The 24,431-nt window shown below is 58.4% G+C and carries 24 protein-coding genes and 1 tRNA gene; 13 read left to right on the top strand and 12 right to left on the bottom strand.

The genetic code is table 11. From position 1 onward, the window contains the following. Positions 1 to 75: 75 nt before the first annotated feature. From GKZ68_RS18195 to GKZ68_RS18215, 5 genes are all read right to left on the bottom strand, one after another. A complete protein-coding gene (locus GKZ68_RS18195; RefSeq protein WP_173117295.1) occupies positions 76 to 1,011 on the bottom strand; it encodes a DUF4476 domain-containing protein in 936 nt (311 codons plus the stop codon). Between the two features lie 116 nt (positions 1,012 to 1,127). Continuing rightward, the gene (locus GKZ68_RS18200; protein WP_173117297.1) at positions 1,128 to 3,074 is read right to left on the bottom strand and encodes an OmpA family protein; all 1,947 of its coding nucleotides are present in this window, start codon (positions 3,072 to 3,074) and stop codon (positions 1,128 to 1,130) included. A gap of 82 nt (positions 3,075 to 3,156) precedes the next feature. Next, entirely contained in the window at positions 3,157 to 3,645 is a 489-nt protein-coding gene (locus tag GKZ68_RS18205) for a hypothetical protein (RefSeq protein ID WP_173117299.1), read from the bottom strand. Between the two features lie 22 nt (positions 3,646 to 3,667). After that, positions 3,668 to 4,576 carry a (Fe-S)-binding protein gene (locus GKZ68_RS18210; RefSeq protein WP_173117301.1) on the bottom strand — a complete coding sequence of 303 codons (909 nt, stop codon included), beginning with the start codon at positions 4,574 to 4,576 and terminating at the stop codon, positions 3,668 to 3,670. Between the two features lie 33 nt (positions 4,577 to 4,609). After that, positions 4,610 to 5,992 carry a (Fe-S)-binding protein gene (locus tag GKZ68_RS18215; protein ID WP_173117303.1) on the bottom strand — a complete coding sequence of 461 codons (1,383 nt, stop codon included), beginning with the start codon at positions 5,990 to 5,992 and terminating at the stop codon, positions 4,610 to 4,612. Positions 5,993 to 6,174: 182 nt separating this feature from the next. Here GKZ68_RS18215 and GKZ68_RS18220 point away from each other — a divergent pair. Then, a tRNA-Phe gene (locus GKZ68_RS18220) sits at positions 6,175 to 6,250 on the top strand. A gap of 58 nt (positions 6,251 to 6,308) precedes the next feature. Here the strand turns inward: GKZ68_RS18220 and GKZ68_RS18225 are convergent. Continuing rightward, positions 6,309 to 6,800, bottom strand: a complete 492-nt coding sequence (locus tag GKZ68_RS18225) for a hypothetical protein (protein WP_173117305.1) — start codon at positions 6,798 to 6,800, stop codon at positions 6,309 to 6,311. 197 nt (positions 6,801 to 6,997) lie between these two features. On the opposite strand from GKZ68_RS18225, the gene GKZ68_RS18230 reads away from it, so the two are divergent. Beyond that, a complete protein-coding gene (locus GKZ68_RS18230) occupies positions 6,998 to 7,948 on the top strand; it encodes a 3-oxoacyl-ACP synthase III family protein (protein WP_173117307.1) in 951 nt (316 codons plus the stop codon). Positions 7,949 to 8,018: 70 nt separating this feature from the next. Continuing rightward, positions 8,019 to 8,423, top strand: coding sequence for an alternative ribosome rescue aminoacyl-tRNA hydrolase ArfB (gene arfB / locus GKZ68_RS18235; RefSeq protein WP_173117309.1), 405 nt, complete (start codon positions 8,019 to 8,021; stop codon positions 8,421 to 8,423). Between the two features lie 694 nt (positions 8,424 to 9,117). Here arfB and GKZ68_RS18240 read toward each other — a convergent pair. The 5 genes from GKZ68_RS18240 to mgtE all read right to left on the bottom strand — a co-directional run bounded on the left by GKZ68_RS18240 (position 9,118) and on the right by mgtE (position 13,773). Continuing rightward, positions 9,118 to 9,783 (bottom strand): response regulator transcription factor, encoded by a 666-nt coding sequence (locus tag GKZ68_RS18240; protein ID WP_173117311.1) that lies wholly within the window; start codon positions 9,781 to 9,783, stop codon positions 9,118 to 9,120. Positions 9,784 to 9,825: 42 nt separating this feature from the next. Continuing rightward, a complete protein-coding gene (locus GKZ68_RS18245) occupies positions 9,826 to 10,581 on the bottom strand; it encodes a sensor histidine kinase (RefSeq protein WP_173117313.1) in 756 nt (251 codons plus the stop codon). 35 nt (positions 10,582 to 10,616) lie between these two features. Continuing rightward, a complete protein-coding gene (locus tag GKZ68_RS18250; protein ID WP_173117315.1) occupies positions 10,617 to 11,276 on the bottom strand; it encodes a hypothetical protein in 660 nt (219 codons plus the stop codon). A gap of 62 nt (positions 11,277 to 11,338) precedes the next feature. Then, positions 11,339 to 12,154 (bottom strand): hypothetical protein, encoded by an 816-nt coding sequence (locus tag GKZ68_RS18255; RefSeq protein ID WP_173109592.1) that lies wholly within the window; start codon positions 12,152 to 12,154, stop codon positions 11,339 to 11,341. A 236-nt stretch (positions 12,155 to 12,390) separates the two neighbouring features. Next, the gene (gene mgtE / locus GKZ68_RS18260; RefSeq protein ID WP_173117317.1) at positions 12,391 to 13,773 is read right to left on the bottom strand and encodes a magnesium transporter; all 1,383 of its coding nucleotides are present in this window, start codon (positions 13,771 to 13,773) and stop codon (positions 12,391 to 12,393) included. Between the two features lie 161 nt (positions 13,774 to 13,934). Between mgtE and GKZ68_RS18265 the strand changes: the two genes are divergently transcribed. Next, on the top strand, positions 13,935 to 14,747 hold the full coding sequence (locus GKZ68_RS18265) for a cyanophycinase (RefSeq protein WP_173117319.1): 813 nt from the start codon (positions 13,935 to 13,937) through the stop codon (positions 14,745 to 14,747). 130 nt (positions 14,748 to 14,877) lie between these two features. Then, positions 14,878 to 15,978, top strand: a complete 1,101-nt coding sequence (locus GKZ68_RS18270; protein WP_173117321.1) for a toxin-antitoxin system YwqK family antitoxin — start codon at positions 14,878 to 14,880, stop codon at positions 15,976 to 15,978. Positions 15,979 to 16,046: 68 nt separating this feature from the next. On the opposite strand, the gene GKZ68_RS18275 is transcribed toward GKZ68_RS18270, so the two are convergent. Continuing rightward, on the bottom strand, positions 16,047 to 16,406 hold the full coding sequence (locus tag GKZ68_RS18275; protein WP_173117323.1) for a YraN family protein: 360 nt from the start codon (positions 16,404 to 16,406) through the stop codon (positions 16,047 to 16,049). 145 nt (positions 16,407 to 16,551) lie between these two features. Here GKZ68_RS18275 and lipB point away from each other — a divergent pair, with 145 nt between their 5' ends. The 8 genes from lipB to gldL all read left to right on the top strand — a co-directional run bounded on the left by lipB (position 16,552) and on the right by gldL (position 24,376). Next, entirely contained in the window at positions 16,552 to 17,388 is an 837-nt protein-coding gene (gene lipB, locus GKZ68_RS18280; protein ID WP_173117325.1) for a lipoyl(octanoyl) transferase LipB, read from the top strand. Further along, positions 17,385 to 17,807 (top strand): hypothetical protein, encoded by a 423-nt coding sequence (locus GKZ68_RS18285; RefSeq protein ID WP_173117327.1) that lies wholly within the window; start codon positions 17,385 to 17,387, stop codon positions 17,805 to 17,807. Before lipB ends, GKZ68_RS18285 begins: the two co-directional genes overlap by 4 nt. Positions 17,808 to 17,859: 52 nt before the next feature. Further along, positions 17,860 to 18,966: an MraY family glycosyltransferase gene (locus GKZ68_RS18290; protein ID WP_254244061.1), complete on the top strand. Its 1,107-nt coding sequence runs from the start codon at positions 17,860 to 17,862 to the stop codon at positions 18,964 to 18,966. Between the two features lie 36 nt (positions 18,967 to 19,002). After that, entirely contained in the window at positions 19,003 to 20,193 is a 1,191-nt protein-coding gene (locus GKZ68_RS18295) for a DUF4271 domain-containing protein (RefSeq protein ID WP_173117329.1), read from the top strand. A 69-nt stretch (positions 20,194 to 20,262) separates the two neighbouring features. Further along, complete coding sequence (locus tag GKZ68_RS18300; protein ID WP_173117331.1) at positions 20,263 to 21,090, top strand: uroporphyrinogen-III synthase; 828 nt, start codon at positions 20,263 to 20,265, stop codon at positions 21,088 to 21,090. A 162-nt stretch (positions 21,091 to 21,252) separates the two neighbouring features. Continuing rightward, positions 21,253 to 22,248 (top strand): PorP/SprF family type IX secretion system membrane protein, encoded by a 996-nt coding sequence (locus GKZ68_RS18305; protein ID WP_173117333.1) that lies wholly within the window; start codon positions 21,253 to 21,255, stop codon positions 22,246 to 22,248. Between the two features lie 231 nt (positions 22,249 to 22,479). Beyond that, positions 22,480 to 23,496, top strand: coding sequence for an SUMF1/EgtB/PvdO family nonheme iron enzyme (locus GKZ68_RS18310; protein WP_173117341.1), 1,017 nt, complete (start codon positions 22,480 to 22,482; stop codon positions 23,494 to 23,496). Positions 23,497 to 23,563: 67 nt separating this feature from the next. After that, a complete protein-coding gene (gldL, locus tag GKZ68_RS18315; RefSeq protein ID WP_173117343.1) occupies positions 23,564 to 24,376 on the top strand; it encodes a gliding motility protein GldL in 813 nt (270 codons plus the stop codon). Positions 24,377 to 24,431 lie beyond the last annotated feature (55 nt).

The following is a 24,431-nucleotide window of genomic DNA, read 5'->3' on the forward strand; positions in this document are numbered from 1 at the left end:
CCAGTACCTAAAAAGCCCCGGCTGCCAACTTGGCGGCCGGGGCTTTTTAGTGGTGTTTAAGGTTGGAAAGGGCGGTTACTCTTGCGGCAGGCCTACGGCCTGTTGCAGGGTGCGAATACTGGATTTGAATTGCAGCGCCTCGTACAAGCGGCTGAAATTCTGGGGGTCGCTCAAGTGCGAGTAGCTGAAGCGAGCCAACTCGATGCGCGACTCATCGTGGGGGAAAGCTTGCATCAGCTCGGCTAGCTCGTCGGCGCGCAGGCTGCATTGGTCGAGGGCCTGGGTGGCGGTGCGCAGGCGCTCGGCCTCGGTAGACTGCTGGCGCAGGTCCTGGGCTAGCCCCGTAATCTCTTCGGGCGAAAAGGGGCGCAGATTGGTGGCACCGCCCAGACTAGGGTAGTAGCCACCATCGGCGGTCGCGTTGGGGTAGGTATTGCCCGGTGCACGGTTGGCGCCGCCCGGATAAGCCGGGGCCGGCGTAGGGTAACCCTGCCCCTGGCTAGGGTAGCTGCCGCGCGGGTCGTAGCCGGGGCCATACTGGCCACTGCCGTAGCCGCCCTGGGGCGGCACTGGTGGCTGGGCATTGCCGTAGTAGCCACCGGGGCCGTTGCCGTAAGGCCCGTTGGCCGGGCCATAATAGCCGCCCTGGCCGTAGCTGGGACCGGCCGGCGGTACCACACCTACCTGCCGCAGCTGCGGGCCATAAGGCCGCATCAGCAGCACGTAATCTGTCTCTAAGCCCGGCTGAAGCCACACCGTAGTGCGAAAATGCAGCAGCGACCCGTAGCCGGTAGGCACGCTAAACTCGGCCCAATGCCGGCCGGGCGCCAGCATAGCCACGCGCACCTGCCGGGCTAGCGGCTGCGTCAGCAGGCGCCCATCCAGCACCAGGCTGAAGGGCTGGCCCCGCTCCGAGATAATGGCCAAGTTGGCGGGAGGGGCAGCCAGCGCGGATGCGGTCCCTATCCAAGTAAGCAGCGCCGGGGAGGCCAGCTTAAAGAGCGTTTTCATGAAAGCAAAAGCCAGGAACAGGTGAAGAAGCTCCCGCCTTATGCGCTGATTCCAAACGCCGTGCCAACAAAAAAGCCTCCGCGCAGCGGAGGCTTTTTGCGGTAGCCGGGGCTAGCCTACTTATCAATGCGCGTCACCTTAAACTCGGTGCGGCGGTTGCGCTGATACTCGGCCTCCGTCTTGGCATCCTTAATGATAGGCCTAGTTTCACCGTAGCCCTTGGCCGTGATGCGGCTCGGGCTGATGCCCTTACTCACGATGTAGGCCACGGCTGCCTCGGCGCGCCGCTGGCTAAGGGCCAGGTTATAAGCGTCTTTGCCGCGCTGGTCGGTGTGCGAGCTCAACTCGATGTTGATTTTCGGATTGTCCTGCAAGGTTTGCACCAGCGTATCGAGGCGGATGGCCGCGTCGGGGCGGATGTTCGACTTGTCGTAGTCGTAGAAAATATCCTTCACCTCGATGGCCTTGTTCACGACGATTTTGGTCAGCGTGAGCGTCACGGGCAGCCGGACATCCGTTTGCGGCTGGGTCAGCGTTTCCGGGCTAGGGTAGCGGTCCACGGTGCTCAGGCTGGTGCGGGCCGTGAAATCGCCGGGGTGGTCGGCCAGCAGGCTATACACCTGGGCCGAGTCGAGCTTGGCCGAGAACTTCCCGTCGGGGCCGGTTTGCACATCGCGCTTCTGCCCGTTGGCGCTCGTGATGGTGACAGTCTCGTTGGCTAGCGGCGTGGTAGTGCCGGCTTTATCGTTGCGCTCCAGCACGGTGCCATCGGCGTAGAAGGTCACGATTTTGCGCGGCTTCTTCTTAAACGTGTAGAGGTCGTCCGACCCCTTGCCACCGGCGCGGTTGGAGGAAAATATACCCACGCCCGGCGCCGTAAAAAACGGCGCAAAGTCATCGCCGGCACTGTTGATGCCCGGCCCCAGGTTCACCGGCTTGCCGCCTTTCACCTCAAAAATATCGAGCTTGCCGAAGCCGGGGTGCCCATCCGAGGAGAAGTACAGCGTGCCATCGGGCGCCACGCCGGGGAAGTTGTCGTTGCCCACCGAGTTGATGGTTTCGCCCAGGTTTTCGGCCGGCGAGAAGCGGCCGTTGGCCCCGAGTGCGGCCTTGTACAGGTCGTTGCCGCCCAGCCCGCCCTTGCGCCCCGAGGCGAAGTAGAGCGTGGTGCCATCGGGCGCAAAAGCCGGCGAAAAGTCGTCGGCCGTGCGGTCGTTGATGTTGGCCAGAACGGGCTCGGTCCAGGCACCGTTGCGGTAATACGAAATCCAGATATCGACGCTGCGGTAGCCTTTTTTCGAGCCATCGTTCGAGCGGGCAAAGACCATCGTCTTGCCGTCGGGCGTGTAGGTAGCGCTGGCTTGCAGCTCCTTGTCGTTGTTGAAAAGCGGCTCCAGCTTGCGCGGCGTGCCGCCGGTCATGGCCGCCGGGTCGTCAAATTTTTGCGCGTAGAGCGCCGTGTAGCCCTCGCCGTTGCCGGGGTAGGGCTTGCCATCGCGGCCCGAGGCAAATACCAGCTCGCCGCTGTTTGGCATGCGCGCGGTCGAAAAATCGGAGCTGGGCGAGTTCACCGCGTCAAGCGCCGCCACGTCGTAGGCAGCTGCCTGGCCGGCTAGCGCCCTGCTGGCCGTGGCACTGGCCGCTTCGGCCGGGGCGTGCGCGGCCAGGGTGCGGTTGGTGCCGCTCTGGGCGTAGGCCGTGAAGCGCGTGGCCGCCTCCTCAAACTTGCCGTTGGCTTTCAAGGCTTCGGCGTAGCGGTAGCCGAGGTCGGCATTGCGCGAGTTGCCGTCGAGGGCAGCTTTATAATAAGGCTCGGCTTGGTCGAGGCGGTTGGAAAGGCGATAGGCTTCGCCCAGGCGAAAGTTGGCCGTGGCCGCGTTCTTGGCCTTGGCAATATCAGCCTTGTAGAGCGGAATAGCCGCCTCATACTCCCCGCGTAAAAAACGCTTGTCGGCCTTGCTGAGTTTGCCCGACGTGGCGCACCCGCTCAGTGCTACCGCCGGGCCGGCCAGCCCAATAACCACGAATTTTTGGAGCGACGAGTATCGAATGGAAAAAGCCATGCAGCCGGAAAAAGCAAGTCTATTGTTTTGATAGGCAATAATACAACCATTTCGGCCCGCTCATTAGTGCCCTGGCCTGAAGCTAGGCGGCAAAATAGCTGGCTAGCCAGGTTTGGCCGGCCGGTGCCGGCCATTGGTCGGCCAATTGCGCCTTCGTGGTCAGGGTATTATTGAAGTAGAGTGTGTCGGCCTGCACCTCGCCCGCCCCGATGGCCGCGCGCAGCTCGCGGCGTGTGAGCTGCCGCACCTCGCCTTTGACCAGAAAAGCCATGCGCGACTTTTCGAGTAGCTGCACCCCTAGCCGCTGCTCCAGCTCCTGCACAAAGCGCACCGAGGCGTCGATAGAGCAGCCGCTGGCCCCGGCCACCGCCTCATCGAGCCCAATCACCAGAAACTGCCGGTGCAGAAACTGCGCCGAAGCTGCCAGCTGCCGGCCGTGGCTGGTCCACTCTTCGGCAAAGGTGGCCAGGCGGGGCAGCAGGGACATTAGTTCTTCCTCAGCCAGCGGGCGGCTAGCCTGGTAAATCCACACGCGAGCCTGCGGGGGCAGGTGGTCAAAGGCGACGTACATAGGGTGTGGAAGTAGCTAAAAATTACGCGTTAATACCCTCGGCGCTGGCCACCAGCTCGGCCAGGTCGAAGACTTGAACGGCGCCTTCCTGCTCTTTATTTTTCACGCCGTCGCTCATCATGGTCATGCAAAAGGGGCAGCTCACGGCGATGATGCTGCCTTGCAGACTGTGCTGGCTAGGGGCAGTGCGCTCGGTCTCGACGCCGCGCAGGTTATCCAGGGCTGCGGCCTGGCCGCTGAGGGTGGCCAAGGCCTCTTCGGTGCGCTCGATGTTAATGTCTTTTTTGCCGGGCTCGGGCTCCTTCCACATTTGGGCGCCGCCGGCGCCGCAGCACAGGCCGTTGGCCTTGCTGCGCTTCATCTCTACGAGGTCAGCGTCGAGGGCGGCCAGCACATCGCGCGGAGCTTCATAGATGTTGTTGGCGCGGCCCAGGTAGCACGAGTCGTGAAACGTGATGCGCCGGCCCTTGTAGCTCTCGCCGCCTTGCACGGCCACTTTGCCTTCATTGATAAGCTGTTGCAGATAGGTGCTGTGGTGAATCACCTCGTAGTCACCCCCCAGTGCCGGGTACTCATTCTTAATAGTGTTGAAGCAATGCGGGCAGGCCGTCACGATTTTCTTGATGCCGTAGCCATTCATCGTGGTAATGTTCTGCATGGCCTGCATCTGAAACAAAAACTCGTTGCCAGCGCGCTTGGCGGGGTCGCCGGTGCAGCTTTCTTCGAGGCCCAACACGGCATAGTTGGTGCCCACGTGTTCCAGAATACGGGCAAAGGCGCGCGTCACGCGCTTGTAGCGGTCGTCGAAAGCGCCGGCGCAGCCTACCCAAAACAGGATTTCGGGGGCCTTGCCCTGGGCCGCGAGGTCGGCCACGGTGGGCACCGTAAGCTGGCGCTTGGCCGGGGCAGCAGGAGAGGAGGTAGAAGTCATGGCAAAAAGAATACTACTGCTTATAAGTCAAGGTTATACGGCTATTTTCTCGGCCACGTATAGCTCGTCGGCCCAGTTGAGGCGGTCGGAGGGCGAGAAGGCCCACGGGGCGCCGTTGTTCTCGATATTGGAGAACATGACGTTCAGCGAGTTGGGGGCGGCCGACTCTTCCAGCACCAGGAAGCGACGCATCTCGATAATGCTTTCGAGGGGGTTGATATTTACCGGGCAGCTTTCCACGCAAGCGTTGCAGGTGGTGCAGGCCCAGAGTTCCTCGGGCGTCACTTTGCCGCGCAGCAGCGTGGCATTGGCCAGGTCCGTAACCGGCTCATGCTTGGCCTCGGCTCCGTATACGTTGGGGTGAAAGATGAGCGGCGAATTATATTTCTCCTCCACCCGGTCACGGGTGTCCATGATGATTTTGCGCGGCGAAAGCAGCTTACCCGTGAGGTTGGCCGGGCATACCGAGGTGCAGCGGCCGCACTCGGTACACGAGTAGGCGTTCAGCAGATTGGTCCAAGGCAAATCCTCCACATCCTTGGCGCCGAAGGGCGTGGGTGCCACCGCCGAACCATCGGGGTTAGTAGCTGGGGCCGGCACCTCGTAGCTAGGGTCCGTCATAGCTTTCACCTCGTGGGTAATGCTCTCCACGTTGGAAAATTGCCCCTGCGGCACCAGGCGCGAGTACCACACATTCGGGAACGCCAGGATGATGTGGAAGTGCTTGGAGCTAGGCAGGTAGTTGAGAAACAGTAGGATGCCCGTAATGTGAAGCCACCAGCCGGCGCGTTCTAGCACGTGCAGCGTGCCCACATTGCTGGCCGGCAGCAGGTTAGTCAGAAAGTGGCTGACCGGAAACGCGCCCGGCAAGTCCTTGCCTTCGAGCTGATGCAGCTTAATGTCGGCCGAGTTCATAAAAAACAGGGCTAGCATGAGCGCTACCTCAATATAGAGAATGATGTTGGCATCGAGCTTGGGCCACATGCGCAGCTCGGGGCCCGTAAAGCGCTGCACCGGCGGGTTGTGGTTGCGGCGCCACCAGAAAGCAGTTACCGCGATGATAACCAGCGCCGCCAGGGTCTCATTCACGGCCATCAGCACATCGTACACCGGCCCCAGAAAGCTCAGGAAGCGGTGCGTGCCAAACAACCCATCGATAATAATCTCAATAACTTCAATATTAATGACTAAGAAGCCCACGTATACCACCAGGTGTAGCAGCGCGGGCGTGAGGCGCTTAAACATTTTTTGCTGGCCAAAGGCCACCAGCAGCGTTTTGTTGAGGCGCTCGCCAAAGCGGCCGCTCATATCGCGGTCACGTCCGACGAGGATATTGGCCCGGATTTTTCGAACCTGCCACGTAAACAGGCCGAAAGCTGCCAGCAGCAGCAGCGCGAAAAGAATGGGTTGCAGCATGGCAGTAAAGGTAAGCCGACTGGGTGGGATAGGGCCGCAATTTAGTAGGCATGACGACTACTTTCATTGCCTATGAGTCTGTCTCCGCTGCGGAGTGAAATTTTTTCACCCAAATTCTTGCACCGCTGGGCTCTTTTCGTACCTTTGCGCTCCCAAGCCGCTCGGCGGCTTGGGAAAAGTTAGGCAACATAGCTCAGTTGGTAGAGCACAGCACTGAAAATGCTGGTGTCGTTGGTTCGATTCCAACTGTTGCCACCACCAAAAAGGCCCTTGGCAATTTGCCAAGGGCCTTTTTGGTTATTCTTACTGGCATTGGCTAGCGTCCCCGAATGGTATCAAACAGGTTGGTGCGACGCTTAAAAAACACGTAGCGAATCGAGAAGGCGGTGGGGAAGCGGGCGTAATCGGCGCTGTTGACTTCAATGGTCGGCTTAAAGTCGAGGCTAAGCACCACGGGCAGAAAAGCAACCTTGTACTCGACGCCCACCAAGCCATCAAACCCGCCGAAGCCGCCGGTATCTTTGTTGTGGCCCAGGTGCCCGCCGGCGCCGAAGTAATAGTTGAGGCTAGGCCCCAGAATACCAAAGTGATACTCGCCCAGTACCGTGCCGCTGTACTCGCGCTGGCCCAGCCCGGCAATACCCTCGATGGTGACGCGCGAGGCTACCCGCTGCTGCAACGTAATGCCGTAGTTGCCGCCCCCCAGGCGGGCGCCCAGGGCCGTATCGTATTTCTGCGCTGAGGCGCCGTAGGCGAGGCTTAGCAGTAGGAGCAGCAACCCGCCGCGCCCAAAAAAACGTAGGTGCATAGAATTTTAAAAAGCAGAGTTGTCGGAAGCCAGACAACTACGGTGCCAACGCCGGCCAGGGGCTGGCTAGTGCTTATATCGGCCGGTGCCCGACGTGGTGCTACGTATAAGATTCCGGCTTTTGCAGCTTTTATTCTAGGCCTAACGTTTGTTAGCCGGACCTTTGCATCGATATTCTACCACCCACTACCCACTACGTGTACCTGCATTACGTGGCCGCCTACTTGCCGACGGCCGTTGTTACGAACGAACATTTTACTCGCCTCAATGGATTAGCCTCCGATTGGATAATTGAGCGCACGGGTATCCGGGAGCGCCGCAAGGCCGGCCCGGAGGAAAATGCCAATACGATGGCCGTGGCGGCTACCCATGCCCTGCTTGCCGAACTGCCGAGCTTTGACCCGGCCAGCATCGACCTCATCGTGGCGGGCACCTATACGCCGCACGATACTATTTATACGGCCGCGCACGCCGTGCAGCGGGCGCTGAATATTAATGAGATACCTACCGTGAGCATTTCGTCGGCGTGCTCGTCGCTGCTCAACGCGGTTGAGATTGTGGAGGGCTATTTTGCCTTGGGTAAGGCTAGCCGCGCGCTGGTAGTAGTGAGCGAGCACAATACTGCCTACAATAATGAGGAAGACACGATGGCCGGCCACTTGTGGGGCGATGGCGCGGCGGCGCTGCTGTTCACGAAGGAGGCGCTGAACCCCGGCGACCTGCGCGTGGTGCAGGTAGTAACGGGCGGGGCAGCCCCGATGGGCAAGGCCGATGAGGCCGTGACCCTCAAGCCCGTAGACAAAGGCATCGTGATGCCGTTTGGGCGCGACGTGTTTCAGCAGGCTTGCACCTACATGGCACGCATTACGCAGCAGCTACTTGATAAGAATGGGCTGACGGTGAATGAATTGAGTTACCTCATCCCGCACCAGGCCAACCTGCGCATCTCGGCCAACGTGGTGAAGCAGCTTGGCCTCGACCCAGCCCGCGCCGTAAATAATATCGAGCGCCTCGGTAACACTGGCTGCGCGGGCGCCGCCATTGGCCTGGCCGAGATTTGGCCCCGCATCAAGGATGGTGATAACTTGATTATCACGGTATTTGGTGGTGGGTATTCTTACGGCGCTATGCTGTTGCAAAAAAATTAGGAATGGAAACTGAAGAAGGAAGTATTATCTACCCGGTACCTCTTCCTGCCTCATTGCTGACTAAAGAACCGTGCTGCCGCCTGCCGCTACCTTTTTGCCCGAAATCACGTTTCAGACCAGCCGGGCCAGCGGGCCGGGCGGGCAGAATGTGAATAAGGTGGAGAGCCGTGTGGAGCTGCGCTGGCACCTGCAAGCCTCGCAGGTACTCACGGAGGCGCAAAAGCAACTCATCTTAGAAAAAGTGGCTGGTCAGCTCACTGCCGATGGCTACCTGCTAGTGGTGGCCCAGGACGACCGCAGCCAGCTGCGCAACAAAGAAATCGCGCTGGTCCGCTTTCACGAATTACTACAAAAAAGCCTGCGCCGGCCCAAGCCACGCCGCGCCACTCGGCCTAGTGCGGGCGCCGTGCGCAAGCGCTTGGAAGGCAAGAAAATGCAGAGCGAGAAAAAGGCTAGCCGGCGCCGGTTGGACTGATGTTGTTGGGCAGGGAGTCAATAAAAAAGCCTGCTTGCGCGCTGCCAGGGAGTTTTTGTTGAAAAGAGGAGCCAGGGTACGCGGCACCTGCGTAGAGTCGGAAGCGACCTGCGGGGTGGGGCTGCCCGTGGCGGGCGCTTGCGCGCAGCTAGCCGCGGTGCTCGATTGCGCCCCGCTAGCACTAATACTCAGGCTCTAGAAACGGATAATACTGCTAACGAAGGCTTTGGCTAGCGTAATCGCGCTCCGCGGTGCTTTGCCCCTGGTAGACAGCTGAGTGTAATGACAGGAAAAGAATTACCCGTTGCACCGAGTGGCTCGACTGCGAGCAGCGACCTGCGGCAACCACTCATAGCCGTTGCCAAGCCAGCAGCCTGCCCTGTACACCGACTTGGGAACTGCTCTAAAAACGGGTGCTCGTGCAAACCATCGCTCGTAATAGGTGGCGCATTAAAATTGTTCTATAAATGGCAGAGCTCTATGAGCCGCTAGCTACTGAAATAGACGAGGGGGAGGCGCTAAGATATAAGGCGAGGCAGTGTTTTCATAGGTCAGAAAGAGCATGGCAGCAGCCGCGGTGGCTATTGCGAGCGCAAAGGACACGACCCAGGAAGTACTATTTGAGCGTAAAAATACCTGCTTTTCGAACCGCGTATTTTTACGTGATTGGCGGGCCAAGCCAGCGGCGCTTTGGCTAGCCAAGCAGGCCATGCCGGGCGGCGTACACTACCAGGCCCGCCGAATTGGGGGCGCTGGTTTTTTCGAGTAGCTTCTGGCGGTGGCCCTCCACGGTGCGCCGGCTGATAAACAGCTGCTCAGCAATATCGGCGGCTGTGCAGCCCTGGCAGATGAGGCGCAGCACTTCGTGCTCGCGCGTGGTGAGCTGAACCAGCTCGGGTTGCTTGGGCGTGGGCGTGCGCTCGGGATGCTGCACGCCCCGAATCAGGGCCCGCGAAATGCGGGGTGTGAAGTGAAAGCCGGTCGTAATAACTTCTTCAATCGTAAGGCGGAGCTGCTCCTGGTCCACGTCTTTGGGCAGGTAGCTGCGGGCGCCGGCCTTCATCATCTGGGTGATGTACTTATCAGCCGAAAACATCGAAAGCACGATGATTTTTAAATCCGGAAACTCGCGCAGCAGCTGATGGGCGGCTTCCGGGCCGTCTACGTTCGGCATTTGCAGGTCGAGCAGCAATACGTCGGGCAGGCGCTGGCGGCAGCTAGCCAGCAGCTCGGGCAGCTCCGAAGTCTCGGTTACGGATGCCACGTAGGGCAGCGCCTGCAAAATGTAGCGCATTCCCTGCCGAAACAGCTGGTGGTCGTCGAGCAGTGCAATATGAATGGGGGCAGTAGGCGTTGGCATAGTGAAAGCTGAGATAAGCGTGGCGCAGTAACTTAGTGAACATCAAGCCGCCGTGGGTGTATCCATTTCGATGAGGGTGCAGGTGCCCTGGCCGGGAGCCGACTGCTGGCTTAGGCGCGCGCGCAGCATCTGCACGCGCACTTCGATGCTGCGCAGGCCGGCGCCGCCCGAGGCCGGCCGGCTGCTTTCGAGCGCCGCCGAGTCGAAGCCGCAGCCGTCGTCTTCGACCGCCAGCGAAACCCTGGTGCCGTGCTGGCGCAGCCGCACTTGCAGCAGTGTAGCGCCCCGGGCGTGCTTCTGCGCGTTGTGAATAAGCTCCTGGCAAATGCGGTACAGGGCCAACTCCTGCGCCAGGGCTAGGGGCTGCTGGTATTCAATGCTCAGTTCCACGTCGAGGGTGCTAGTTTCGTTGCACACGTCGGCCAGGTGCTGCAAGGCTTCGGCCAGGCCAAAGCGGTCGAGCACGGCCGGATACAGACTGTGCGAAAGGCCGCGCACGTCGTGCACGGCCTCTCCCAGAATCTCCTTCACCATGCTGCTCAGGTTGGCCGCCTCTTCGGCGGCGTCGGTGCTTTCGAGGCGGCCCATCAGCAGCTTGGCCGTGGCTAGGGTCGAGCCAATGCCGTCGTGCAGGTCGCGCCCGATGCGCTCGCGCTCGTGCTCCTGCGCCTCGATAACGGCGGCCAGCAGTTGCTGCTGATATTCGGCTTCGGCGGCGCGTAGTTGCAACTGCTGTTGCAGCAGGCGCTTTTGGTACACCACCACGAAAAGTACCAGCGCCACCCCCGACAGCAGCATAAAGCTAATGCCACTAATCAGTAATTGACCAAACGCTAGTTCCGGGGGCGAATCCATAGGGCTACGCAGTAGCAGCTGTACAATACCATGAGCAGCAGGGCATGAATGGCCCAGATGTTCATGTTTAGCTGCTTGGAATAATGACTGAGCAGAAAGTTACTGAACAAAAGAATCTGGATGTTGCCTAGGTGGTTGATGACCAGGCCTACGGATACCCAGAACATAGGCTCCCGGTCGAGGCGCGAAATGCGTAACTCGTTGAGTAACTTACGGAAAAATAACCCAACCAGCCCCAGTATCAGGAGGCTTTCGACCAGTTGGAGCGTCGGCTTAAAATGCACTGCCTCGGGCGCGAATAAGCTGTCGAGAGCGCAATAGGCAACGAAGCTACCCGCCAGCCACGGGCGAACTAGTGAAAAAGCGGGGGACTTGAGCGCCTTGTCGTAAATCAGTGCCAGCAGCCAGAACTCACCGGCCGAAAAGATGGGATAGATAAGCAGGTTGGGCCGGTGCTGAGCATATAAAATGTTGCCAGCCAACTCAGTAACTGCTTCAAAGCCTACAAGCACTAAAAGGTAGCGCAAGTTGCTAGGTAGTTTTTTAAACCGGGCTATTCCAATGACGGCCGTGGCAGCTAGTATGATATAGCCAACATGCAGAATAGTGTCGATTGCAAAATATATCTGCCACTTCATGAGGGTATTGGTAGCCAGTGAAAGATGAGGAACTGTTCCTGGCCGGCAGTTTTCTCCTTGAGTTACTTAGTACGGGGGGAGGGCTTGCCCATATCCAGAACGGCGTCGTCGCCAGTGCCAACCTCAGTACCACCGCCCATCCCGGTACCATCGCCAGGGCCGTGGCCAGTGCCATCATCTTCGCCGTGGCCCGTACCAGGTAATGCTAAGCTTGGGCGCTTCAGCCGAATTACTAAGCCGAACGTGTAGACTTGTGCCTCGTGCGTGGGGGCTTCAAGGGGCATCGACCGCCAATAGTGGTGCAGCACAAACAAAAGCTCCAGATTAGAATCTTTTACCCGTTGGCTGTGCAGCCGGTAGAACATGGCCGTAAATTCTGATATCTCAAATGTGTAGCCTTGCAAAGGGCCATATTGGCTGTCAAAATACGAGGCCTCGCCTTTGCCATAGGTGGCCCAATTATAAAGCCAGTCTCGCAGCAGTGGGCTGGATACCTGATTTTTATAGCGCATTTCCGTTCCGCCTACGGCTTCGGTCAGCATGGTCTCGTCGGTGGTAACGTAGCTAGGCACGTAATAAGACGACAAGCGGGTAGTCAGGAAATCTACGGCGAAGAGGGCTACGCTGAATTGCAGGTGCCCGCTTTCATCAGGCTGCATGATGAACGCAACCTTAATGTGAGTAGCGCCAATAGTGGAAACCAGCTCGAGAATATGCTTCATACGGAAGCCGACGCCCTGCAAAATACTTCCTGAGCTATCCAGAAAGCTTTTTTGTAAGATGCTGGGAACGGCTAGGCTGTCTTTCCACAGTTGAGCCAGCGGTTCGAACTCCTGCTGACCAATTACGTAGGGCTTGGAAGGAGATTCCTGAGACATTAGAAAGAGGGGATAAAGGGAGAAAGGCTACTGTAGAAAGCCCCTATGCTTATGCACATTGGCTAGAAAAAGCCCCTGTGCATAAGCATAGGGGCTTTCTACAGTAGCCTTCTACCAGTTAGAAGCCGGGTTTGTCGCTGCAAAGAGACAACCGACGGCCTAGGTGCTTGAGCGTATTTCTACGTGGTTTTAAAAACAGGTATTTCTACGTGGTCTGCCCCGGCCGAAAGCACGCGCTAAAGTAGGGTGCCGCGCAGCATTACCAGTGCCACGGTGAAGTAGATAATCAGCCCCGTTACATCTACCAGCGTGGCCACAAACGGCGCCGACGACGTGGCCGGGTCGAGCCCTAGCCGCCGCAAAATGAGCGGTAGCATCGAGCCCGCAATGCTGCCCCACAGCACAATGCCTACCAGCGCCACGCCCACCGTAGCCGCCACCATCAGCCAATGCGGCCCATAAATAGGCGTAATGCTCTGCCAAATGGCGATGCGGCTAAAGCCCACAATGCCCAGAATGATGCCCAGCATGAGGCCGCCCGCCAGTTCGCGCCGCAGCACCCGCCACCACTCGCCCAATGTAAACTCACCCAAGGCCATAGCTCTGATAATGAGTGAGGTAGCTTGTGAGCCCGAGTTGCCGCCACTGCTGATAATGAGCGGAATAAACTGCACCAACACGATGGCCTTTTGCAGCTCGCCCTCAAAAAACTGCATGGCCGAAGCCGTCAGCAGCTCGCCCAAAAATAGAATAACTAGCCAGCCGGCGCGCTTTTGCACCAGCTGCAGCAGCGGAATGGTGAGGTAGGGCTCATCGAGGGCTTCGGAGCCGCCAAATTTCTGGATGTCCTCCGTGTCTTCTTCTTCCCGAATGCTCAGGATGTCGTCGAGCGTCACGATGCCGAGTAGGATGCCCTGGTCGGGGCTCACCACGGGCAGGGCCACCCGGTCGTTGCGCCGAAACACGTCGATGGCCTCTTCCTGGTCCTGGCCGGCCGAGAGCTGCACGAAGCGGTGGTCCATGAGGTCGCGCACTCGGGTGGTGGGCGCGGCCAAGAGAAACTCGCGGATGCGAATATCATCGATGAGCTTGCCGCGCGCATCGGTCACGTAGAGCATGTTCAGCGTTTCAGACTGCCCGCCGTGCTGGCGCACGAAGTCGAGCACCTGCTGCACCGTCCAATTCTCGCGGATGGCGATGTAGTCGGGCGTCATCAGGCGGCCCACCGAGTACTCGGGGTAGCCCAGCAGCTGCAGCGTCACGCGGCGCTCGGGCTCCGAGAGGTTTTGCACCAGCTCGGCCACGAAGTTGGCCGGTAAGAATTCGAGCAGGGCCGTGCGGTCGTCGGGCGACATCTCGTTCAAGATGTCCGTTACCTTGTCCTGGGCCAGGTTTTCGAGAAAGTGGCGCTGCACCTCCAAGTCGAGGTACTCAAACACGGCCGTGGCCAGCTCCAGCGGCAGCAGCCGGAAAATGATGAGCTGCTCGCGCTCCTCCTCATTCTCAATCAGCTCGACTAGCTCGCTGGCCTGAAAGCCGCGTAAGAGCTTTTTTAGCTTAAAAAACTCGCCCTCCTGAATGAGTGTCGTGATGTGGTCCACGGTTTCGGGCGCAGTCATGGGCAGAGCTGAAAAATCGGGTGAAGACGTTGGGCGAGGCAGTTGTTTCGCTAGGCACTGAGTAGTTGCGGGGCAAAATTACGCCCTAGCCAGCGCTAGGTCGGCAGCCCGGCCAGCATTTTTGGCGTACTTCGCTGCTGTATCTGCTTTCGATTGTCGTTTTGTCTTCCGTTATTCCTTCGTCCGCCGCCACTGCTACGCCCCAGGGCACCATTGTGGTGCTGGGCGGTGGCTACGACGACCCCACGCTAGCCCTGCTGGCCGAGCTGCTGCCCGCCCGCACCGCCCGCATCGAGATTCTGACTACCGCCACGGCCCACGAGCCGGCCCGCACCCACGCCGCCTACGCCCGCGTGCTGCACAAGCTGGGCTGCCCCCACGTAGGCCACCTGCAGGTCGATGAAGACCACCCCGCCGATGCCCTGGCCACGCTAGCCCGCCTGCGGGCCGCCGCGCTCGTATTCCTCACCGGCGGCGACCAGGAGCGTCTCACCGAATTGCTGCTGGGTACCGAGTTTCTGGAAGTACTGCGCCGCCGCTGCCAGCACGAGACCGGGTTTATCTTGGCCGGCACCAGCGCCGGCGCCTCGGCGCTGGGCGGCCAGATGCTAGTGGCTGGCCGGGGCTGGCGCAGCCTGCTGGCTGGCGGCATTGAGGTGATTCCGGGGCTGGCCATTTTGCCCAACCTGCTGATAGACCAGCACTTTGCCGAGCGCGCCCGCTACCCGCGCCTGCTGCATGCCGTGCTGGCCCACCCCACGCTGCTGGGCCTGGGCCTTAGCGAAGAAACGGGCGTTATTTTCCGTCCCGGCCGGGCGCCCGAAGTATTTGGCGATGAAGTAGTAGTGCTCGTCGATGGCCGCCACCTCACGGCCAGCAACTACGCTACGCAGCCGGCTGGCCAGCCTATCGGCGGCCAAGGGTTTCGGCTGAGCCTGCTGGTGAAGGGCGACAAGATTGAAGCTGAAATTTAGAATTTGAAAGGCAGCGGGTAGGATTGCCGCTAGGGTAATTCTTCCTGCCAAATTCCTCAGTAGTGCTAGCCGGGCACCAAAACCCGATACTTTTGCGTTGGGCTGCCGGATAATTTCAGTACTCATTTCCATGTCGTTGCTTCGTTCTCGGGCGCTGCTGGGGCTGCTGGCCCTGCTGGCGGTGGCCTGCACCCGCAAAACGGTTTCGTTCAACTCACGCCCCGGCGACATAGCCGTGGCTAGCCTCGGCGCGCCCGGCGATACGCTCACCACCACCGCCCGCAAAGGCGCGCCCAAACTCAGCACGGCCGGCAAGAAAGCCGTGCTCACCAAGGCCGAAGAAAAGGCCGCCAAGGACGAGGAAAAAGCTGCCCAGCGCAACAAGCCCATCAAGAAAAAGATATTTCTGGGCGAGCGCATTAAGAAGGCTTATGTGAAGTCGGGCCCCAAGGGCCGCAACCAGATTGTTGAGGTGTTTTATTACCTCAAAACGTTTAAGCAGCCCGACCCAATGGCGCCGGCCGCCTACTACTACAGCGCCAAAAAACATAAAATATACAAGGCCATCGGTGAGCTGGATGCCTCAACTGATAAGGTGCTGCACGGCCCCTACAAGAAAATGCAGAATAACCAGGTGCTCGAAACCGGTTACTTTGCCCATGGCACCCGCCACCTGCGCTGGGAAAAATTTGACGTGAAGGGTAACCTTCTTACCAAAACCCACTACGAAATGGGCTTCCCGCGCGATGCCAACATCAGCTATTACGACGCCGGCCAGACGATGCTGAGGGAAGTAGTGCCCTACGTAAACGGCAAGCTGGAAGGCGATTACGCAAAGTTTCGCAACGATGGCCGCCGCGAGTGGACCGGCCACTTCGAGAACGGCCGCCGGGTAGGGGAGTGGACCAACTTCGGCGACTACAAAAAGTATCCGCACTACGTGTTTCAGTACGGCGAGAGCGGCTACGAGCCCGAGGTAGAAGAGCCCGAGCTGGTGCGCGAATACAGCCGCGGCGGCTCCGTCATCTTCGATAAGGAGAAGAATATCGACAAGCGCGGCGAGGCCGACCCCGACGCCGCACCCGTCAAGGACACGCGCCGCCCCGGCAACCACGGCGCCCCCGTGCCGCGCCCGCCCGTGCGCAAGGCCCAGGACCGCCGCCCCGGCTACCACCCGCCGGCCGCTACGCCGCCCGCCGTGTCGCCCACGCCAGCCCCGACGGCGAATTGAGAAGCTGACGGGGGGCCTGAACACTCACCTTGGCGATAATTTCTCATGCCCCATGCCAACTTCTCAACTCAATAGAAAGCATCCTCAAACGCCTCCAGTCGGAAGCCGCTGTGCAGCTGCGTCACGGCCAAGATATCGAAGCGGATGTCGCCGCGCCAGTCCAGCTCCTCTTGCAGGTGCGTGGCAGCCAGCCGAAAAAGCTCTTTTTTGCGGGCCGAAACAAAGGTCTCGGGTGGGCCATACTGGCCGCCCGAGCGGGTTTTTACTTCCACAAATACCAGCAGCGTCGTGCCCTGGCGCACCACCAGGTCTACCTCGGCCCGGCCGTGGCGGTAGCCCTGGGTTAAGACTTCGTAGCCCGCCCGCCGATAAAAGTCGGCAGCGGCGGCTTCGCCGGCTTGCCCCAGGGCGTGCGCAGTGGTTGGCATAACTAATTGGTTGAGAGCTTGAGGAGCTTATAAAAAATGGTTGTAAGCTGGGCAAGTAGGCGGGCTAGCCCAGCCGGCGCGCAAGCTAAACCATTTGGTGCGAAGTAACTTTGCCTCACCAGCCCGTCTTTTTTCTGCCTTCCCGATGGATATATACCCGGCCTGCGTGGCCCCCATTGCTCCGGTAGCCGAAACCGCTGCGGCTGTATCAGCGGCCGAACCGTCAGGCGCTACTGCCCAGCGCGGCATTCAGGTGCAGCGGCTGGGTCTGGTGCCCTACGTGCCCACCTGGGACTTGCAGGAGCACTTACTAGCCGATACGCTGGCTATTAAAGCGCACAATCGCCAAGCCGAGGCGGCTAGCCAGCCGCCGCAGCCTACGCCCAATCACCTGCTTTTTTGCCAGCACCCGCCCACCTACACGCTGGGCAAGAGCGGCAAGCCCGAGCACCTGCTGCTCGATGAGGCGGCCCTGGCGGCGCACGGCGCCACGTTTCACCGCATCAACCGAGGCGGCGACATCACCTTCCACGGCCCTGGCCAGCTGGTGGCGTATCCGCTGCTCGACCTCGAAAACTTTCGGCCCGACATTCATTGGTATCTGCGGGCGCTCGAAGAGGCGGTTATTCAAACCCTGGCTACGTATGGACTGCGCGCCGGCCGCATCGCGGGCCTTACCGGCGTGTGGCTAGGGTGGGAAGCAGGCGCCGCCAACCCGCGCAAAATCTGCGCAATGGGCGTGCGGTGCAGCCGCTGGGTCACGCTCCACGGCCTGGCCCTCAACGTTAATACCGACCTTACTTATTTTGGCTACATCGTGCCCTGCGGCATCACCGACAAGGCCGTGACCTCGCTGCAAGCCGAGCTGGGCCGCGCCGTGCCCGTAGCGGAAGTGCAGGAGCGCCTGCTGGCCGCCCTGCTGGTGCAGTTCGACGCCCGCGTGGTGGCCGCGCCAATGGCAAGCCCTTTGTCTGCTTCATGAAACAGGATATTTCGTTTGACCCGGTAGCGGGCGTTTCCATTGCCATTGTGCCTGATGAGCAGGGTGCACCCGGCACCGCCGGCCAGCCCGCCTGGACGGTTTACTTGCTGAATGATAATGACATGCCGCTCGAAACCGTCCTCATCGCGGCCGAAGGCTACGGCACCCAGCCCACCGGTGAAGCCGTGCGCACCTCCACGCTGCGCTACCGGTTCGAGCGGGTGGCGCCCCGCTCGGCCACGCCGGTCGAGCTGATTGACCCCGCCGTTTTTCACCTCACCAACCAGTATTGGGTGAGCTACTACCAGGAAGGGCGCATTTTCGACAAGAAGTTTTTGTTTGTGCCCGATTCCATTGTGCCGGCCAATCTTAGCCCGCTAGCCCTGCTGGGCGGGCGGGCGGGCGTGCTGCACAGCTAGCCCCTGCGCCAGCGAGTTCTTTGTTTTATCTGTTATATCCCGCTACTTCCTAATGACGAGCTTATTACAAATTACAACTCCTGTTATCGGCGACCATTTTAGCGTTTATCTGGGGCTAGCTGGCCTGTGGGCCCTGCTCGTGTCCATGTTTGCCGTGCCTTCCATCGTGCACATTGCGCACCTCAAAAACCTGCTCGATGCCCCCAACGGCCGCACCGTGCACAAGTCGCTGACGCCACGCCTGGGCGGCGTGGCCGTATTTGCGGGGTTTATGTCGGCGCTCACCATTTTCGCCCCGCTCAACAACGGCGTGAAGGAGTTGCTGGCGGGCTGCATCATCCTCTTTTTCGTGGGCCTGAAGGATGACCTGGTGACGATTTCGGTGGCCAAAAAGTTTGTGGGCCAGCTGCTGGCCAGCGGCGTAGTGATGATAATGGCTGATGTGCGCGTGACCAGCTTTCAGGGCATTCTGGGCATTTATACGCTGCCGGTGGGCGTCAGCTACGCCTTCACGTTTGTGATGATTATCGGCATTACCAATGCTATCAACCTTATTGACGGCCTCGATGGGCTAGCGGGCACCATTGTGCTCATTCTCACCGGCACGTTCGGATATTATTTCTATCGCTACGGCGGAGCAACCTTTAGCAACTACGCCTTCGTGGCAGTGTGCCTTATTGGCGGCATGCTAGGCTTTTTGCGCTATAATTTTCATAAAGCCAGCGTTTTTATGGGCGATACCGGCTCGCTGGTGTGCGGCTTTATTGTGTCTGTTCTGGCCATTCAGTTTATCGAGTTGGGCAACCGCACGGGGCAGCCGTTTGGCAACGCGGCGCCGGCCGTTACGCTGGGGGTATTGTTTGTGCCGCTGTTCGATACGCTGCGCGTGTTTATTCTGCGCATGGCGGCTGGCCAGTCGCCCTTTTCGCCCGATAAAAACCACGTGCACCACCGCATTATGGCCATGGGTTTCCCCCAAATCAGCACCGTACTGCTCCTGGGCTTGCTCAATATTGTGGTGATACTATTCGTAATCAACTTCTACTTTTTAGGCAACCTGCCGCTCATCGGTATTCTGGTATTGTTTGGCATGTTGCTCAGCGTGTTTATGGGCGTGTACCAGAGCCGGGCTGCGCGTCGGCAGGTTGCTTCCTCCTGATATTCCACCACCGCTGCGATGGCAGGTAGCTTTCTTATGTATCGCCACTGGGCCAGTCTGCTAGCCTGGCTGCTGCTAGGCTTAGTCTGGTCGCTGCCGAGCCACGCTGCCGAGTATCAGCCGCTGCCGCCCGCCGCCACACCCGGCCTGGCGCCCGATGAATGGTTGTTGCACGATGCGGCCGGCAACCGCCTGATTCTGTATTTGCCGGGCTACCACGCGCCGGCGCATACCTACTACCAGTGGGTGCGTTTCCGGCCCCGGCAGCCCTTCGTACTGTCCTTTGCCGCCGCGCCGGGGCTAAGTATCTTTCTTGATAATCAGCTGCAGTTCACGGCCCCGACTGCGGGCCGTTTCAGCCTCGACCTGGCGGCAGTGGTACCAGCCAGCCAGCTAGGGCGGCCCCATCTGCTGGCCGTGTGGCAGCCCGATGGCTACCCTGCCCTTAGTTCCTTCGGTGCCGCGGTAAGTGTCTCGGCGCAGCCGACGACCCCGGCCATGGTCCCTGCGGCGCAGCTGCCCCGCCTGCAGCTCCGCCTGCCCGCGGGGCAGGGCACTAATGTATTATTGGTATTTCTGTTGGTATTAGGCTTGTTATACGGCGTAGTGCGCAGTACTTATCCAGCCGGGCTAGCCCGCATTTTGCAGGTAAATGAGCTGTTTGGTAGCTCCACCGACCCGCAAAATTTTCTGGCCCGCCCCGCCTTTACCTGGCTCAATATGGGCTTGGTACTGCTATTCTCGTTTTCGCTAGCCCTGCTACTCACGGCGCTGCATACCGATTTCAGCAGCTTGCCGCTGTTTCAGCAAGTATTTGATGTGCCCGAGTCGGCCATCGTGGCGCGCGTCTTTGTGTACACCAGTCTTATCCTCAGCTTTGTGCTAGGCAAGTACTTGTTGGTAGAGTTATTAAGCTATATATTCGACCTACGCCTGCTGGTCAATCTGCACTACCGCGAGTTTTTGCGCACTACCTTGCTGCTCGGCTTGCTGCTGCCCCTCGTGCTCCTGCTATATCTCGGATTGAACGCTCGCTGGCCCGGCGTTGTTGGCCTAGCCAACGGCTGTGTGCTGCTGCTGCTCACAGTCACGGTGCTGCGCGTGGCGCGAACGTTGCACCATCGGGCCTCCTTACTGAATCTTCATTTGTTCGCGTACCTTTGTGCTACCGAAGTACTGCCTTTAGCGGTATTATTGAAACTCATTGTGTTTACTTATCCTGCCTAAGCAGCGCCGAGCCACCGAGGTGAGGCTTATTTTTCTTCTATAGTTCTAGCGTTACCCTTTTTTCTTTCTATGGCCGAGAGCGCAGCACAACCGGGTTCGGACCGGCACGCCAAGCCCATTCGTAGCATTCTGGTTACCCAGCCTAAACCTGCCAACGACGTTTCGCCTTACTCTTTGCTGGCTGAGAAATACGGTATCCGCGTAGATTTTCGGGAGTTTATCGACGTGCAGGGCGTACCGTACAAAGAGTTCCGTAAGGATAAAGTCAACATTTTGGAGCATACGGCGGTCATTTTCACCAGTCGCAACGCCGTCGACCACTTCTTCCGGATTTGCCAGGAAGCCAAGCTGGAGATGCCCGCCGAAATGAAGTATTTCTGTATTTCGGAACAAACGGCTAATTACCTCCAGAAATACATTGTGCTGCGTAAGCGCAAGCTATTCGTAGGCCTGCGCACGGCCGCCGACCTATTTGAGGTAATTAAGAAGCATAAGGGCGAGAAGTTTTTATATCCCTGCTCCGATATTCGCAAGGATGACCTGCCTGAGTTTATGCGGGCTAACAACCTCAAATTCACCGAAGCCGTGATTTATCGCACGGTGGCCAGCGACCTCTCCGACTTGGCCGAGGTGAAGTACGACTGTCTGGCCTTTTTTAGCCCGTCAGGCATCAGCTCGCTATTCGTTAATTTTCCTGATTTTACGCAGGATGGTACCCGCATCGCTGCCTTCGGCCCCACTACTGCCAAGGCCGTCCGCGACGCCAATTTAATTCTTGATATAGAGGCTCCTATGCCCAACGCACCGTCGATGACGGGCGCTATCGAGGCCTACATCCGGCAGCACGCCGCCCAGTCGGGTATCCTAACCGGTAAAGACAAGTCGGCCAGCCACTAGCCGAACTCACCCTCCGACCGGCCGATTGAATACTTCGGCCGGTCGTTTCTTTTCTCGGCTGGGAGCTTTTCACGGGTGGTTGTTGGTTACATTTGAACGTAGGTTGCGTACGCTACCTGCTCTTCTCCTACTCTTTTCTCGTCCCCTTTCTTCGTCGCTCCCATGAAAGGAATTGTACTTGCCACGCTGCTAGCGGCGGGGGCTGTGCCGGCGCTCGCCCAACAACAGCCACAGTTCACGCACTACGGCCTCAATAGCATGTACCTAAATCCGGCCTACGCCGGGATTAAGGGCCAAACGGAGGTCAATATTATCGGTCGCTATCAGTACCTGAATCTGAGCAACTCACTCGGCGACGACAATGGTTCGCCACGCACGGGTATGGTATCGGCGTCGGTGCCTATTTTACCCCTCAATGGCGGCCTAGGACTGGTAGTGTATTACGACCAGGCGGGCGTGACGAAGATGACCAACGCCGCGCTTTCATACTCGCAGCATGTCAAGCTAGGGAGTGGCCAGCTTGGCATTGGTATTCAAGGTATTTATACCTATATTGGGAAAGGTACTTACCGAGCCATTGACCCTAACGATGTCAACATCCCGGCTAATGCCTCCGACCATAAGTTTGACGCGGGCGCCGGCATCTGGTACGAAGCGCCTAAGTTTTACGCTGGTCTGAGCCTAAATAACCTGTTTCGCTCCGAATATACATTCAAGAGCAATGGCGTGCAGGGGGTAGCTAGCCAATATCTGGGCGAGAACCATGCCTACTTTACTACTGGCTACAATATCGAGGCGTCATCGAACGTTACGGTCACGCCGATGGTATTAGTAAAAGCCGTATTGCCAGGCCGATACGATACCAAAAGCAAGTACGACAACCAGCACAACTACTCTTTCGAGACGGGTGTGCGGGCAACACTAAACGACCAGTTTTGGGCTGGCCTGAACTATCGATACGACGAATCAATATCCGGCCTGCTCGGCTACGGCTTCGGCCCTGATAATCGCTACCGCATTGGCTACGCCTTCGACTTTATTGCTTTCAATCAGGCAGCCCGCGCTTTCAGCTCTCACGAAATAATGCTTTCGCTACGCTTGCCCAAGTCTGTACCGCTCGTTCGCCCGGCCATTCGCACCCCGCGTTATAGTTACTAAACTGTTATGGGGGTAAAATTTACAGTTATAAGCCGCATTAATTGCAGCTTATATTGTATCTAACTTAGGATTTTAGGGTCATTAAACGAGTTTTTTTGCCTACTTAGCGAATTAGCCGCTTCACACGGGTTTTTCATATTGTGCGGCTACTTTGGATAACGTAGATTTGCCAGTAATTACACAATTTGCCCCAATCGCAGCCTGATTATAAATTAGTTCTTTCTTCCTATTATGAAAAAATTTCTGGTATTACCCCTACTCGCCTTATCGGGGGTATTTCTAGGTGGCTGTTTTACTAAAAACTTCCAGGGCGACCTAGTTGGTACCGACGACCGGCCTATCTTTAACCCCCAAGAAGTGCCCTTCGGGATGGTTCCTTGCCCCGGCGGCACGTTCCATATGGGCCAAACCGACCAGGATATTGCGGCTTCGATGGTAAACATGAACAAGCAGGTAACTATTGCCGGCTTCTACATGGACGAAACCGAAATCACGAACAACGAATACCGGCAGTTTGTGAACGCTATTATGACGGACTCGGTGGAGGCGCTAGGGGAAGATTATATCAAAACCGAGCTTTATCCGGATACTACTGTTTGGGTGCGTGACTTTACTTATCACATGGGTGACCCGCTCCTGGAATATTACTATTCGCACCCGGCCTTCGATGACTACCCCGTAGTGGGGGTTGACTGGTTTGCCGCCCGTTATTTCTGCAACTGGCGCACTAAGTATAAGAACACGACCGCCGAGGAAACCGGCGACGCTCCGTACCCGAACTTCCGCTTGCCCTCAGAGGCTGAGTGGGAATACGCCGCCCGCGGTGGTCGCGAAGGCGCTACCTTCCCCTGGGGCGGCCCTTACGTTCGCAATACCAAAGGCTGCATGCTAGCCAACTTTAAGCCCGGCCGGGGCGACTACGCTTCCGACGGCTATGCTTATACCTCAGAGGTAGGCTCGTACTTCCCCAACGACTTCGGCCTGTATGACATGGCCGGCAACGTGAGCGAATGGTGCGACGACGCCTACATGGAAGCCTCCGTACCGGTAGTTTGGGACTTGAACCCGACCAACCCGGACGATAACGAACCCCGCAAAGTAGTCCGTGGCGGCTCTTGGAAAGATATTCAGTATTTCCTCGAAACCGGCACCCGCAATTTCGAATACCAGGACTCGGCCCGCTCGTACATCGGCTTCCGTTGCTCCATGATTCAGATTGGCATGGGCACCAACCGCCGTCTCAATTAGTCTTCCTTAGTAGTAGTCCTCTTCATCTTTCTCTCTTTTTAATTAAGCTTCTGAGCTTTTACCCAAAATGGCTGTTAAGAAAAACTTCCTCTACGACGATGTAATGCCGAAAGTATATGGCATTGGCGCAGCAGTTGTTATCATCGGTGCACTCTTTAAAATCCTGCACTGGAAAGGTGCCGACGTCATGCTGATGGTCGGTCTGGGTACGGAGGCTGTTATCTTTTTCCTGAGCGCGTTCCAGCCCCACCAGGCCGAAACCGACTGGTCGCTGGTATATCCCGAATTGAGCGAAGGTTATGACCCCTCGACCAACGATAACCGTTTCCGCGATAAAGCACCTGCTCCTAACGGCCTGACCGGCAAGCTGGACGATATGTTGAAGAATGCCAACGTAACGCCCGAAGCACTCACTAACCTTGGCCTGGGTTTGAACCGCCTCAGCGCCACTACCGCGCAACTCGGCCAGCTTGGCGAGGCTACCAACGTGACCGATGAGTACACCCAGAAAGTGCGTACGGCTGCCCAGTCGCTCGATGGCATTAATAAGGCTTACGCCAACACGGTAGATGCTATCACGTCGCTCTCGAATGCCACGGGCGATGCGAAAGAATACCACCTGCAAGTGCAGAATGTGACTAAGAACCTCGGTGCGCTGAATGCCGTGTACGAGATGGAGTTGCAGGATGCCAACACGCACCTCAAGTCGATGAACCAGTTCTACGGCACGCTCGGCAAAGCCATGGAAAACATGGTACAGGCTGGCAAAGACACCGAGAGCCTGCAACATCAGGTGGCCGACCTCACGGGCAACCTGTCGTCGCTCAACCGCGTGTACGGCAACATGCTGAACGCCATGCGGGCTGGTGCCGCTAGCTAAGCGAGCTATTACTCATCGCTTATTCTATCACATAATTTAGCAATATCTCTAGCAG

The organism is Hymenobacter sp. BRD128, assembly GCF_013256625.1.
Lineage (GTDB): Bacteria > Bacteroidota > Bacteroidia > Cytophagales > Hymenobacteraceae > Hymenobacter.